The organism is Desertihabitans aurantiacus (assembly GCF_003344635.1).
Taxonomy (GTDB): Bacteria; Actinomycetota; Actinomycetes; order Propionibacteriales; family Propionibacteriaceae; genus Desertihabitans; species Desertihabitans aurantiacus.
In genome coordinates, this window is the sequence record NZ_QPKK01000091.1 from 1 (window position 1) to 13,039 (window position 13,039).

Annotated in this window: 13 protein-coding genes; 8 read left to right on the forward strand and 5 right to left on the reverse strand. The window is 74.3% G+C overall.

Features of this window, described 5'->3' with window-relative positions:
- The coding region (locus tag DVA66_RS09300; protein ID WP_157973928.1) for a helix-turn-helix domain-containing protein at positions 1-676 on the forward strand (676 nt) is incomplete at its 5' end.
- A 40-nt stretch (positions 677-716) separates the two neighbouring features.
- Here DVA66_RS09300 and DVA66_RS09305 read toward each other — a convergent pair.
- Complete coding sequence (locus tag DVA66_RS09305; protein ID WP_114559844.1) at positions 717-2,048, reverse strand: hemolysin family protein; 1,332 nt, start codon at positions 2,046-2,048, stop codon at positions 717-719.
- 250 nt (positions 2,049-2,298) lie between these two features.
- Between DVA66_RS09305 and DVA66_RS09310 the strand changes: the two genes are divergently transcribed.
- A complete protein-coding gene (locus DVA66_RS09310) occupies positions 2,299-3,171 on the forward strand; it encodes an alpha/beta fold hydrolase (protein WP_114559835.1) in 873 nt (290 codons plus the stop codon).
- Between the two features lie 20 nt (positions 3,172-3,191).
- Here the strand turns inward: DVA66_RS09310 and DVA66_RS09315 are convergent, their stop codons facing one another.
- Complete coding sequence (locus tag DVA66_RS09315) at positions 3,192-3,665, reverse strand: SRPBCC domain-containing protein (RefSeq protein ID WP_114559836.1); 474 nt, start codon at positions 3,663-3,665, stop codon at positions 3,192-3,194.
- A gap of 16 nt (positions 3,666-3,681) precedes the next feature.
- Here DVA66_RS09315 and DVA66_RS09320 point away from each other — a divergent pair, with 16 nt between their 5' ends.
- From DVA66_RS09320 to DVA66_RS09335, 4 genes are all read left to right on the forward strand, one after another.
- Entirely contained in the window at positions 3,682-4,011 is a 330-nt protein-coding gene (locus tag DVA66_RS09320) for an ArsR/SmtB family transcription factor (protein ID WP_114559837.1), read from the forward strand.
- Positions 4,012-4,088: 77 nt separating this feature from the next.
- Positions 4,089-5,102 (forward strand): sigma-70 family RNA polymerase sigma factor, encoded by a 1,014-nt coding sequence (locus DVA66_RS09325; RefSeq protein ID WP_114559838.1) that lies wholly within the window; start codon positions 4,089-4,091, stop codon positions 5,100-5,102.
- Position 5,103: 1 nt separating this feature from the next.
- The gene (locus tag DVA66_RS09330) at positions 5,104-6,333 is read left to right on the forward strand and encodes a pyridoxal phosphate-dependent aminotransferase (protein WP_232821867.1); all 1,230 of its coding nucleotides are present in this window, start codon (positions 5,104-5,106) and stop codon (positions 6,331-6,333) included.
- A 9-nt stretch (positions 6,334-6,342) separates the two neighbouring features.
- Positions 6,343-7,050 (forward strand): ZIP family metal transporter, encoded by a 708-nt coding sequence (locus DVA66_RS09335; protein ID WP_114559839.1) that lies wholly within the window; start codon positions 6,343-6,345, stop codon positions 7,048-7,050.
- A 71-nt stretch (positions 7,051-7,121) separates the two neighbouring features.
- On the opposite strand, the gene DVA66_RS09340 is transcribed toward DVA66_RS09335, so the two are convergent.
- A complete protein-coding gene (locus DVA66_RS09340; protein ID WP_114559840.1) occupies positions 7,122-8,066 on the reverse strand; it encodes a DUF4436 family protein in 945 nt (314 codons plus the stop codon).
- 15 nt (positions 8,067-8,081) lie between these two features.
- Positions 8,082-10,349: a hypothetical protein gene (locus DVA66_RS09345; protein WP_114559841.1), complete on the reverse strand. Its 2,268-nt coding sequence runs from the start codon at positions 10,347-10,349 to the stop codon at positions 8,082-8,084.
- Between the two features lie 191 nt (positions 10,350-10,540).
- Here DVA66_RS09345 and ligD point away from each other — a divergent pair, with 191 nt between their 5' ends.
- Both ligD and DVA66_RS09355 read left to right on the forward strand, forming a co-directional pair.
- Positions 10,541-11,551 (forward strand): non-homologous end-joining DNA ligase, encoded by a 1,011-nt coding sequence (gene ligD, locus DVA66_RS09350; protein ID WP_114559842.1) that lies wholly within the window; start codon positions 10,541-10,543, stop codon positions 11,549-11,551.
- On the forward strand, positions 11,551-12,165 hold the full coding sequence (locus tag DVA66_RS09355) for a TetR family transcriptional regulator (RefSeq protein WP_114559843.1): 615 nt from the start codon (positions 11,551-11,553) through the stop codon (positions 12,163-12,165). The genes ligD and DVA66_RS09355 overlap by 1 nt, the downstream gene beginning before the upstream one ends.
- Before the next feature lie 273 nt (positions 12,166-12,438).
- On the opposite strand, the gene DVA66_RS09360 is transcribed toward DVA66_RS09355, so the two are convergent.
- On the reverse strand, positions 12,439-13,039 hold a 601-nt coding region (locus DVA66_RS09360), incomplete at its 5' end, for a class I SAM-dependent methyltransferase (RefSeq protein ID WP_157973929.1).

Below are 13,039 nucleotides of genomic sequence, written 5' to 3' on the forward strand. Positions count from 1 at the left end.
CGTGCTGCCCGAGCCCGCCCGCGACGCGTCGGGCTACCGTCGCTACGCCGCCGCCGACGTCGCCGCGCTGGTCCGCGTCCGCGCGCTGGCCGCGGCCGGGGTGCCGCTGGCCGACGTGCCGGGACTGCTGGCGGCCGACCCCGCGTCCTTCCGGGCGGCCCTGGCCACGGTGGAGCAGGACCTGCTGGAGCGCATCGAGGCGCTGCGTGCCGCCCACGAGCAGCTGCGGCGGCTGACCGGTCGACCGGACGGCGTGCTCCCCCCGGGCGTCGGGTCCTACCTCGACCAGCTGCGCCGGATCGGGCTGAGCGAGGCGTGGGTGGCGATGGAGGCCGACCTGTGGGTGATGGCCCACGCCTGCTACGGCGAGCGGGCGGCCGCCCTGCTCGAGGACCAGCGACAGGCCAAGACGGATCCGTCGGTGCAGCAGCTGTACCTCGACTTCGACCGGGCCCGCGACCTGCCGCCCGACGACCCGCAGGTGCGCGCCCTCGCCGACCGGGTGGTGGCGGCCACGCTCGCCCGCTACCCCGACCGCGTCCTGCCCGTGCCGGTCGGGCCGGACCCGGTGGCCGACCTGCTGCAGGAGGCCGCCAACGCCGTCTCGCCGGCCTGGCGCCGGGTGGACGCCCTGGTGCGTCGGCGGCTCGAGGAGGAGGGCGTCCGCGGGCGCTGACCCCCGGTCGGGTGCTGCGGCGCCCGCGGTGCCAGGCCGCTCAGGCGTCGACGGTGGTCTTCTGCAGCTCCACGGTGGTGATCCGGCTGCCCTCGACCGCGACGACCTCCAGCTGGTAGCGGATGTCGACCGACTCGTCGTCGGCGCGGTCGGCGGTGTCGTCGGCCGCGATGGGCACCACGTCACCGGTCGCGGCGAGCCGGCCCAGGCGCCACAGCATCCAGCCGGCGACCGTCTCGTAGGGGCCCTCGGCCAGGGTGACCCCGGTGCGGTCGGCGAAGTCCTCCAGGGTCGTCCGGCCGTCGAAGGTCCGCGAGTCGTGCAGCTGCATCTCCTCGCGGTGCTCGGCGCTGTCCCGCTCGTCCCAGATCTCGCCGACCAGCTCCTCGAGCAGGTCCTCCAAGGTGGCCAGGCCGTCGGTGCCGCCGTACTCGTCGATGACCATCGCCAGGTGCTGGCCCGAGCTGCGCATGTGGTTGAGCGCCGGCACCAGCGTCGCCGTGCCGGGCAGCTCGAGCACCGGCCGGACGACCTCGGCGATACCGGCCTCGGGACCGGCGGTCGCGGCGGCCTCGTAGAGGTCGCGGATGTGCACGAAGCCGACGACATCGTCGATGGTCTCGTGGAAGACGGGGTAGCGCGAGTGCGGCTGCTGGCGGACGAAGGCGACCGCCTCGGCCAGGGTCATGTCGTCGCGCAGCGCGACCACGTCGCGGCGGTGGCGCATCACCTCACGCAGCAGCGTGTCGGAGGCCTGGAAGACGTCCTCGACCATGTCGCGCTCGGCGCGGTCGAAGCCCTCGTGGCTGGTGACCAGGTCGCGCACCTCCTCGTCGCTCATAGCGGAGGAGTCGTCGTCGGGGTTGACGCCGATCAGGCGCAGGATCGCGGCGGAGGAGGCGTCGACGATCCAGATGAGCGGCTTCATCAGCACCGCGAACCCGCTGAGCGGCGGCCCGACGACCGTGGCGACGCTCTCGTTGCGGGAGAGCGCGATCCGCTTGGGCACCAGCTCGCCCAGCACCAGCGACAGGTAGGAGACGAGGGCCGTCATCACGACGAGCGCGACGGTGGCGGCGACGCCCTCGGGCAGCCCCAGGCTGACGAAGAGCGGGGCGATGCTCGGGGCGATCGTCGAGGCGCCGAAGGCGGAGGAGAAGAAGCCGGCGAAGGTGACGCCGATCTGCACCGCGGAGAGGAAGGTGCCGGAGTCCTTGGCCAGGGCGGCGACCTTGCGGCCCGCCTTCGAGGTGCGCTCCAGGCGCCGGATCTGGCCCTCGCGCAGGGAGACCAGCGCCATCTCGGTCGCTGCGAACACGCCGCCGATCAGGACGAACAGCAGCACCATGAGGGAGTTGAGCAGGACGTCCATCACGCACCAGCTCCGGTCGGGGCGGGGGAGGGGCGTCCGGGGGCGGAGCGCCGGGAGGGGTGGCGTCGCAGCGGGGAGCTGCGACGCCCGGGACTGTCACTCGGGTCGGTGTCCATGGCCCCGGAGTGTAGTGAGGACGCCCACGACGCCGTGCCGCCCGCACAGCGCGGCCCTACCGGTAGGCGCGGCGGGCGGCCATGCTGGGTGCCGGCGTGCAGGCCCCCGACCCGAGCCCCCCAGGAGGAGCCGGATGACCAGCCCCGTCCACCACCGCGTCGTCGAGGTCGACGGCATCCGCACCGCCTACCGCGAGGCGGGGCCGGCCGACGCCCCGGTGCTGCTGCTGCCGCACGGCTACCCGGCGTCCTCCTTCGTCTACCGGGGGCTGATGGCCGCCCTCGGCGACCGGTGGCGCACGATCGCCCCCGACCTTCCCGGGTTCGGCCACAGCGACACCCCGCCGGCCGACGTCTTCGGCTACACCTTCGCCGCCTACGCCGCCTGGCTGCAGCACTTCGTCGACGTCCTCGGGCTCGAGCGCTACGCGGTCTGGCTGCACGACTACGGCTCGCAGCTGGGCTTCCAGCTCGCGCTGTCGGCCCCGGAGCGGGTGCTCGGCCTGGTCATCCAGAACGGCGACATCTACCCCGACGCGTTCGGGCCGAAGTACGACGGGCTGCGCCGGCTGTGGGACCACCCCGGCCCGGACGCCCGCCGGGCGATCGCCGCCCACGTCACCCTCGAGGGCTTCCGCGACGAGTTCGCCGGTGAGCTGCCCGTCGACATCGCCGACCGCGTGAGCCCGGACCTGTGGACGCTGCACTGGGCGCTGATGTCGACCCCTGAGCGGCTGGCGAACCTGGTCCGGCTGCTGGAGGACCAGCCGTCCACGCTGAGGTGGATGCCGGCCCAGCAGGCCTACCTGCGCGAGCACCGCCCGCCGACGCTGATCGTGTGGGGTCCGCACGACGGCTACATGCCGGAGGCCTCGGCGCGGGCCTACGCCCGCGACCTGCCCGGGGCCGAGCTGCACCTGCTCGGCGGCGGGCACTGGCTGCTGGAGACGCACCTCGACGAGGTGGTCCCGCTGGTCCGCGGGTTCCTCGCCCGCACCACGTCCTGACGAGCGGCCGCCGAGCTCGCTCAGCGGTAGAAGCCCTCGCGGAGGTTGATGCCGTGCTCCACCCAGGCCTTGAGCGCGGCGAGCATGCCGGTCCAGCCCTCGCAGTTGCCGAAGGCCGCCTTCGCGCCGTCGCCCGTCGGCTCCCAGGCCGACTCGGTGATCGTCACCAGGGTGCGGGTGTCGTCGTCGACCGGCTCGAACTCGAAGACCGTGCGGGTGGTGCCGGTGCCACCGGCCGTCGCCTCGCCATCCCACTCGACGACGATCCGGTGGGGCGGGTCGGCCTGCACCACGGTGACCGGGAAGGCGCCCGGGAAGTCGGCGAAGTCCCAGGTCACCTCGGCGCCCGCCTCCAGGCGTCCACGGGCGCCGCCGGTGGTGAAGTAGCGGGAGAGCTGCTCGGGATCGGCGACCGCCTCGTAGACCTCGGCGCAGGGACGGGCCACCCGCCCGGACACGGTGAAGGAGAGCTGGTGCAACGCGTCGGTAGACATGTTGTAGTTTTACAACATGTCAGTGGAGCCCGGCAAGAGCCACGAGGACGACGACCGGGTGTTCAAGGCGCTCGCCTCGCCCGTACGGCGGCGGATGCTGGACGCGCTGCGGACGTCCCCGCGGACGGTCGGCGCGCTCTGCGCCGAGCTGCCCGACCTCGACCGCACGACGGTGCTGCAGCACCTGCGCGTCCTCGAGGAGGCCGAGCTCGTCACCGGGCGCAAGGTCGGGCGGGAGCGCCACCTGTCGCTGGCGCCGCTGCCGATCAAGCGGATCCACGACCGGTGGATCAGCGGCTACATGGAGGCCGCGGTCGACCTGCTGCAGCGGCTGGACGAGGACTGAGCGCGCTGGCCGGAAGTGTGGGCAGGGTGTCCGGAAGAACCCACGACAGCGTCGGAGGTCGGCGCTAGAGTCGGCCCATGCCGCAGACCACCGGGGTCGCAGCCGCGTCCTCCGCACCGACGACCACCCCCGAGCTCGACGGCGAGTTCATGGAGCTGGTCGCGCCGCTCCGCCGCGAGCTGACCGCGCACTGCTACCGGATGCTCGGCTCGGTGCACGAGGCCGAGGACCTGGTCCAGGAGACCTACCTGCGCGCCTGGAAGGCCCACGAGCGCTTCGAGGGACGCAGCAGCCTGCGCACCTGGATGTACTCGATCGCCACCCGCGCCTGCCTGACCGCGCTGGAGAAGGGCAAGAAGCGCCCGATGCCGACCGGCCTCGGCGCTCCCGCCTCCGACGCCCGCGACGACCTGGTCGTGCGGGAGGAGGCCACCTGGCTCGAGCCGTGGCCCGGGGCCGCCGACGCCCCCGACCCCGACCCGGCCGCGGTCACCGTCGGCCACGAGAGCATCAAGCTCGCCTTCGTCGCCGCCCTGCAGCACCTGACGCCGGTGCAGCGGGCGGTGCTCGTGCTGCGCCAGGTGCTCGGCTACAGCGCGATCGAGACCGCGGAGGTGCTGCAGACCACCGTGGCGGCGGTCAACAGCGCGATGCAGCGGGCCAAGGCGCGGATGGACGGCCGGGAGATGCCGTCCAGCCGGGAGCAGGCGAGCCTGGACGAGCGCTCCCAGCAGCTGGTGGAGCGCTACGCCAAGGCCTTCGAGCGCTACGACATCGCCGAGATCGTCTCGCTGCTCACCGAGGACGCCTCCTGGGAGATGCCGCCCTTCGAGGGCTGGTACTCCGGCCGGGAGCAGATCGGCACCCTCGTCGCCACCCGGTGCCCGGCGGAGAAGGCCGACGACATGCGGATCCGGTGGACCGTGGCCAACGGCCAGCCGGCGTTCGGGCTCTACATGCGCGGGCCAGACGGCGTGCACCGCCGCTTCCACCTGCAGGTGCTGTCGGTCGGAGAGGACGGCATCGACCACGTCGCCTGCTTCTTCGACCGCGCCCTGTTCGACCGCTTCGGGCTGCCCGAGACGCTCTGAGGTGGGTCCCGCTCTCCGGGCCGGCGCCCGCTCCGCCTCGGCCCGCGGCCAGGTGCCGCCGTTCGAGGTGATGAGCGTCCTGGACGCCGTCGCCCGCCGCCGCGCCGCCGGTCGCGACGTGGTCAACCTCTGCGTCGGCGAGCCGTCCCAGGGTGCGCCCGCGCCCGTCCGGGCGGCGCTGGTCCGGGCGCTCGAGCAGGGCGTCGGGCTCGGCTACTCCGCCGCCTTCGGGCTGCCGGAGCTGCGGCAGCGGCTGAGCCGCTGGTACGCCGAGCGCTACGGCCTCGAGGTCGACGCGCACCGGATCGCGCTCACCACCGGCTCCTCGGGCGCGTTCCTGCTGTCCTTCCTCGCCGCCTTCGACGCCGGCGACCGGGTCGCGCTGGCCCGTCCGGGCTACCCCGCCTACCGCAACATCCTGTCCAGCCTGGGGTGCGAGGTGGTCGAGCTCGACTGCGGCCCGGCCGAGCGCTACCAGCCGACCCCGGAGCTGCTGGACGGCGCCGGCCCGCTGGACGGGCTGGTGGTCGCCTCCCCGGCCAACCCCACCGGCACCATGCTCGACGCCGACCGGATGGCGGCGCTCGCCCGCTGGTGCGCCGACGCCGGCGTCCGCCTAATCAGCGACGAGATCTACCACGGCATCACCGACCGCGACCCGTCCACCCCTCCCGACGGCGACCCGCCCGCTCCCGGTGTCTCCGCGCTCGCGCACGACCCGACCGCGGTGGTGGTCTCCTCCTTCTCCAAGTACTGGGGGATGACCGGCTGGCGGCTGGGCTGGGCCGTGCTTCCCGACGACCTGGTCGGGCCGGTGGACGCGCTGGCCGGCAACTACGCCCTCTGCCCGCCGGTGCCCTCGATGTACGCCGCCCTGGCCGCTTTCGAGCCGGACTCGCTGGCCGAGGCCGAGGTCGCGGTCGCCGCGCACGCCGAGGCCCGACGGCGGATGCTGGCCCGGGTCGGCGAGCTGGGCTGGGGTGACGTCGCGCCCGCCGACGGCGCCTTCTACGTCTGGGCCGACATCTCCCCGGTGCTGGGCCCGCACCCCGACTCGCGCGCCTGGTGCACCGCACTGCTCGAGCAGCACGACGTCGGCCTCACCCCGGGCCTCGACTTCGACCCGGTCGCCGGCGGCACCCACGTCCGGGTCTCGCTGGCCCCGGGTGCCGAGGCGGTCGACCGCGCGGTGGAGCGCATCCTGCGGTTCCAGGCCACCCTCACCGGGTAGCGCACGGGCATGCTCGCTGCGCTCGGCTGGGGTCTGCTCGCCGCCTCGTCGCTGGTCCTCGGCGCCGTCCTCGGGGTGGTGCGCGGCTGGTCGGACCGGGTGGTGGGGGTGGTGCTCGCCTTCGGGGCGGGGGCGCTGGTGGCCAGCGTCACCTTCGACCTGGTCGCCGACGGGTTCCGGCTGGCCGGGGCGGTGCCGGTCGCGGTCGGCCTGGCGGTCGGCGCGCTGGCGTTCTTCCTCGCCGACAGAGGCGTGCAGCGGCTGGGTGGACGCGGAGGGGGCGGGTCGGCCGGAGCGCCGCTGGCCCTCGGCGCGCTGCTCGACGGCGTCCCCGAGCAGGCGGTGCTCGGGATCGGGCTGGCCGCCGGCGGCGGGATCAGCGTCTCGCTGCTGGTGGCGGTGTTCGTCTCCAACCTGCCCGAGGCGATCGGGTCGGCCTCCGACATGCGCGGGGCCGGACGTCCCCGCGGGCGGGTGCTGCTGATGTGGGTGGGCGTCACCGCGGTGACCGCACTCGCCACCCTCGGCGGGTTCGCGCTGGCCGATGTCGTCGGGCCCTCCTGGCAGGCCGGTATCCAGGGCTTCGCCGCCGGGGCGCTGCTGGTGATGCTGACCGACTCGATGATCCCCGAGGCCACCGCCAAGGCCCGCGAGGTGGCCGGTCTGGCGACGGTGCTCGGCTTCGCCGTGGCGGCAGGGTTGTCGGCGTTCTCCTGATCGGAGCGACCGGCTCAGGTCGGTCCGCACCTGGGCGCCGCGCAGCCCGGGCGGCGTGCGCTACGTGCTGCTCACTGCTCCTCGGGAGTGTCGAGGTGCCGGCGTCGCAGCAGGGCGCTCTCGCGCCACAGCAGGTGGAAGCCCGTCCACACCAGGAGGCAGGCGATCAGGGACATGCAGGGGAAGAACACGATGTAGTCCATCGCGGTACCGATCGGCGGGGCCCCGGGCATGGCGCTCCGCAGGGCGGGGAAGGAGATCAAGGTGGCGGAGAGCCAGATGACGTTGCTGAACTCCAGCTCCCTCTTCACCAGGGCCGTGCCGACGGTCACCACCGCCATCAGCGTGGTCAGGAGGATGGCGAGCACGTAGAAGAGGACCAGCATGATGCTGAGCGGGTCCCGTGCCCCCTCCAGGGTGAGGGAGGAGGCGGCGCCGGCCTGTCCTCGGGCCGGGGTCATCTGGCCGTGGAGTGTCCACGGGCGGGCGGCGTTCTCCATCACGACCTCGAAGGGGACGTCGGCACCGGTGGTGTCGTTGGTCACCGAGATCTGGAAGGTGGTGAACGGCTCGTCGAAGGGGTAGGCGGAGTCCCCGCGCTGCAGACTCAGGGTGAGCGCGGTCGGGTCGACCACGGACTCGCCCGGGACGGTCACCACCGAGCTGGTCACCCCACCGCTGAGGACCTCGATGCGCAGGTTCTGCGACATCTCCCCCGCTTTGGCCCCCACCAGGCTCCCGTGCGGGATGGGCAGCACGGCGGCCTGGATGGTGCGGTTGGTCAGGTCCACGTCCTCGGTCCGCATCTGCAGGGTGACGTAGTCCCCGGAGCGGGGCTCAGACCCCCTGATCGGCACCGTGGTGGTGGACTGCAGCACGCCGGAGAGCGCGACGACCACGTAGTAGAGGGCCAGCAGGACCGCCACCGTCAGGAGGATGGTCGGCGCCGGGTTGCGGCGCCGCCGAGGGTGCTGCTCGGGGGTCGTCAGGTCGGCGTCGGGGAAGGTGTGGGACATCAACGGCTCCTAGGCTCAGCGCCCGCGCTCGGCCAGGGTGGCGGCGAGGGCGAACAGGAACAGGGCGAGGACCACGACGAAGGATCCGGGGAACTCCGACACCTTGCGGGCCAGGGTCTCGGTGTCGGTGGGAGCGCCTCCGGTGAGGTCGAGGACGCTGGTCACGGCGTTGACCGCGCCCGGACCGTCGCCGGCGCCGTTGCCGTCCCCGCTGACGTGGAGTCGCTGGACGGCGTGGTCGGAGCGGGCGGCGGCGTCAGCCAGGAACGCGATCGCGAGGGTGGCCTCCTCAGCCGGTCCGAGCTCGACACGGCACTGGAAGTGGTCCCCGTCGACGCTGCAGCGACCACCTCCCTCGAGCAGGGAGACGCCGCGGTAGCGGACCCCGCCGGTGAGGTGGCCGTCCACGGTGACCGTCACGGTCTCGTCGCTGGGGTTCGGACCGATCCGCCCGGACATCCGCGAGGCGGTGCCAGGGACGACGTCCACCGAGGCGGTCGTCAGCGACACGGGCATCAGGCGGGTCGTGCTCCACGCCCCACCGCCGGGGGGCGGGGTGCCGTCGGGGGAGGGGCTCGTGGTCGGACCCTCGTCCTTCCCGGGTCGCTCCCGGTCTGCGGAGTCCTCACCGGTCCGGGTCGGCTGACCCCCGCCGGGTTCGCTCTGCGGCTCGGCCGCCTCCGGCCCGGACGGCTCGGGGACCGGGCCTCGCTGCGGGGTCGGGGGTCGCCTCCCGCCGGGTTCGCCCTCCGGCTCGGCCGCGTCCAGCTCGGACGGTTCGGGTACCGGACCTGGTGCCGGGGTCGGAGGCTGCCCCTGGCCCGGATCCCGCTGCGGGTCGGTCGCCTCCGGCTCGGACGGTTCGGGTACCGGACCTGGTGCCGGGGTCGGAGGCTGCCCCTGGCCCGGATCCCGCTGCGGGTCGGTCACCTCCGGCTCGGACGGCTCGGGTACCGGACCTCGCTCCGGAGTCGGCTCCGGCACGGGACCTCCCGGCTGCTCGGCAGGTGGCGAGGGTGCGGGTCGGGGGGCCGGCTGCTGCGGCGGTGGCGGGACCACCGTGAACGGGGAGCGGGTCGCCGTGGAGTCCACCCCGTCCACCGTCTGGTGGACCAGGAGCTGGTGCGTGCCCAGCGGCAGCTCGTGCGCGGGCCGCAGGCTCCAGCGGCCGGAGCGGTCCACCTGCACGGTGTGGCGCTGTCCCGCCAGGTCGACCTCGACACGGGCGGTCGGCTCGCCACGACCTCGTAGCAGCGGGCGCTGCTCCTGCGTCCGGCTCCCGGCCGGGGGGTCGGACACCGTCGGTGGGTCCAGCTCGCGCACCAGGACGTCGATGCTCGCCCGGGACGGGGGCCCCCCCGGCGGTCGCTGCTCCGCGGTCACCCGGTGCCGACCCGGCAGGAGGTCGTCGAAGTCGACGGTGAAGCGGCCTCGGTCGCTGACAGAGGCGACCGTCCGACGCCCGGACAGCGTCACCCGCACCTCCGAGCCCGGGTCGGCCGTTCCCGACACGGTGATGGCGCGGGCGAAGGTGCTCGACCCGTCGACGGGGTGGTCGAGTCCGACGTCAGCGACCACCCGGACCACCGACGGGTCGCTGGCAGGGGAGGTGCTCCCGCCGGGGCTCGTCTGTCTCGCCACCAGGACCGACTCACCCAACGGCAGCTCCTGCGAGGTGCAGCTCCAGGCCGCCTCGTTCCCCGCCGGGACTGCGCAGAGCCGCCGTCCGTCCGCGTCCGTGACCGTCACCGAGTGGCCCGGGCCGCCCGACCCCGGCAGCACCTCCCGGGTGCCGCTGAGGGTGGGGGTCCGGTCACGGGTGGTCGCGGGCACGCGGAGCGTGGGGGGCGGTGGCGGGAGCACCGTGATCGTGTAGCCGGCCGTCTCCTCGCCCACCGTCGAGATCGCGGTGACGCCACCGGCAGGCGCCGTGTGCGCGATCGCCAGCCGGGCCCGTAGCCGGCTGCCCGCGGGCCACCGGCCCTGGCGAACGCAGCGGGTCTCGGTGGTGTCGACCACGACGCAGGAGGAGCGGGAGCTGCCGCCGCCCTGGACGCTCGGCGTGGCGGCGAAGGTGGTGCCCGCCGGTGCGCGTACCAGCCAGGGCCCCTGCTGGGGCCGCTCGTTGACGAGCTCGACCGCGACCGCCTCCCCTGGGCGCCCCGCACCTCCGGACGAGGTGATCGCGAGAGCCGGGACCGCCCCCACCGCAGCCAGCAGCACCGTCACAGCAGCGGCCGCGCAGGCCAGGACGGACCGGGGACGGTGGGTGGGCGGGGGCATCGGCGGGCTCCTTGCTGAGGTGGAAGCGGCGCCCTGCCCCCGCAGGTGCCCGGCAGCACCGTAGTGCAACGGCCGCACGCTCCTCCAGGGATGGCACTTCGTGAGCCATCGTGACCCGCAGGCTGACGCTCACGTCCCCACCCGGCCACCGACGGTCCGGTCCCGGCGGTCGCCCATGGTTAGGGTGAGGTATGGCGAAGGCGTCCTCCCCGGCGGTCGAGATCGAGGTCGACGACCGCGTCGTCAAGGTGACCAACCCCGACCGGGTGTACTTCTCCGAGCGCGGCGAGACCAAGCTCGACCTCGTCGAGTACTACCTGTCGGTGGGCGAGGGCATCGTCAACGCGCTGCGCGAGCGGCCGTGCATGATGCACCGCTTCCCGACCGGCGTGGACGGGGAGAAGGTGCACCAGAAGCGGGTGCCGCACGGGGCCCCGCCGTGGCTGGAGACGGTGCGCGTGCACTTCCCCCGCTACAACCGCACCGCCGACGAGCTCTGTGTCACCGAGCTCGCGCAGGTGGTGTGGGCGGTGCAGATGTCGACGGTGGAGTTCCATCCCTGGAACAGCCGGCGGGCCGACACCGAGAAGCCCGACGAGTGGCGGATCGACCTCGACCCGATGCCGGACTGCACCTTCGACACCGTCCGCCGGGCCGCGCACCTCACCTCCGAGGTGCTCGACGAGCTGGGCATCACCGGCTACCCGAAGACCTCGGGCGGGCGCGGGTTGCACGTCTACGTCCGGATCGAGCCCGAGTGGGGGTTCGCCGACGTCCGCCGCGCCGCCTGGGCGTTCGCCCGTGAGGTGGAGCGCCGGGCGCCGGAGCAGATCACCACCACCTGGTGGCGCAAGGACCGCGATCCGGCCGCGCTCTTCGTCGACTACAACCAGAACGCCCGTGACCACACCATCGCCAGCGCCTACTCCGTCCGCGGCAACCCACGGGGCACCGTGTCCACGCCGATCCGCTGGGACGAGGTCCACGACGTGGAGCCCGACGACTTCACCATCGCCACCGTCCCCGCCCGGTTCGCCGAGCTGGGCGACCTGCACGCCGACATCGACGCCACCCCGCACCGCCTCGACACCCTCCTGGAGTGGGCCGAGCGGGACGAGCGCCAGGGCGCCGACGCCCCTGACCCGGACGCCGACCCGGGCACCGCCGACCGGGGCGGGGCCGGGGCGTCGCGGAAGCGCTGATGTCGAGCACCCGCTTCCCGCAGCGCCGGCGGACGAGCGCGGGGGAGGAGCGTCGCCGCCAGATCGTCGAGGCGACCATCCGGCTGCTGGCACGCCACGGACCCGCCGGGACGGCGTTCACCAGCATCGCCTCCGAGGCCGCGCTCTCCAGCCCCGGGCTGATCAGCTACCACTTCACCGACAAGACCGACCTGATGAGCCAGGTCGTCGAGCACATCCTCACCAGCCTCGGGTCCTCCCTCGCGGCCCGGGTCGCCGAGGCCGGCGACGACCCGGTCGCGCGGCTGCGGGCCTACCTGGCCGAGCTGGTCCGCTACCAGGACACCCACCGCGACGAGGTGGCGGCGGTCTGGCGGCTGCTGGCGACCGGGGCCGCGGAGGCGCTGACGGGCCGCGGCCGCACCACCGCCCTGCCTCCCACGCTGCTCACCGAGATCCTGCGGGACGGCCAGCGGCGCGGCGCCTTCCGCCCCTTCGACGTCGACGTGATGGCCCAGGCGCTGCACTGCTCGGCCGAGGGCTACCGCGAGCGCTTCCTCACCGACGACCACGCCGACGCGGACGCCTTCACCGCCGAGCTGACCGAGCTGTTCATCCGCGCCACCGCCCCCTGACCGCGCGTCTGTCGATCGGGTCGCGGCCGGCGTGTCGCGGCGTGTCGCCGGCCCCTCCCCGGCGCGGCGTACACGATCTCAGGGCCGGCGGCTGGGCACCCGGTGCCGGATCCGCGCGGACCGGCCCGTCACCACGCCTCGACGAGGTCCGCTCCCGGGAGGCCCGCCGGGGCCGGCTCGGGGCCGCTCGCCCTGGGATCGGGTACGCAGGAGACGGCGCCGGGGGAGACGCGCCGCGACACGCCGCCCGTGGCCGGATCGGCATACAGCGGGTCAGGGGCGGGTGGCGAGGCCGAGGAGGACGGGGACGCGCCAGCCTGCGACGACCGGCACCTCGAGCCGCTGGAAGGAGCGGAGCACGAGGCCGCTGCGGCGGAGCTCGGTCTCGGTGTCGCGGGCGGGGTGGCAGCCGTGGTCGAGCAGGCGGGTGGCCGGGGTGACCAGCCGCTGCAGGCGACGACGCAGGGTGCCCGGCGGGGCCGCGACGTGCTCGGCGAACCCGAGGACGCCGCCGGGGACGAGCACCCGCTGCGCCTCGGCCAGCGCCGTCGCCGGCTCGTCGACCGAGCACAGCACGAAGCTGCAGAGCACGGCGTCGACCGAGGCGTCGGGCAGCGGGACGTCCTCGGCCCGGGCTTCCAGGACCCGGTCCGAGCCGGAGGTGCGTCGTCGCAGCCGGGCGGCGAGCCGCGGGTCCGGCTCGAGCCCGATCCAGTGCCGCGCGGCCGGCAGCGGTCGGCGCCGGCTGCCGTCGCCCGCGCCGAGGTCGAGCACCGTTCCGCCCAGCTGGGCGTGCACCGCGCCACGTAGCCGCTCGAACTCCGACCAGGGCACCACCGGGACCGACGACTCCCGAGACTTGTTTGTCTGCACA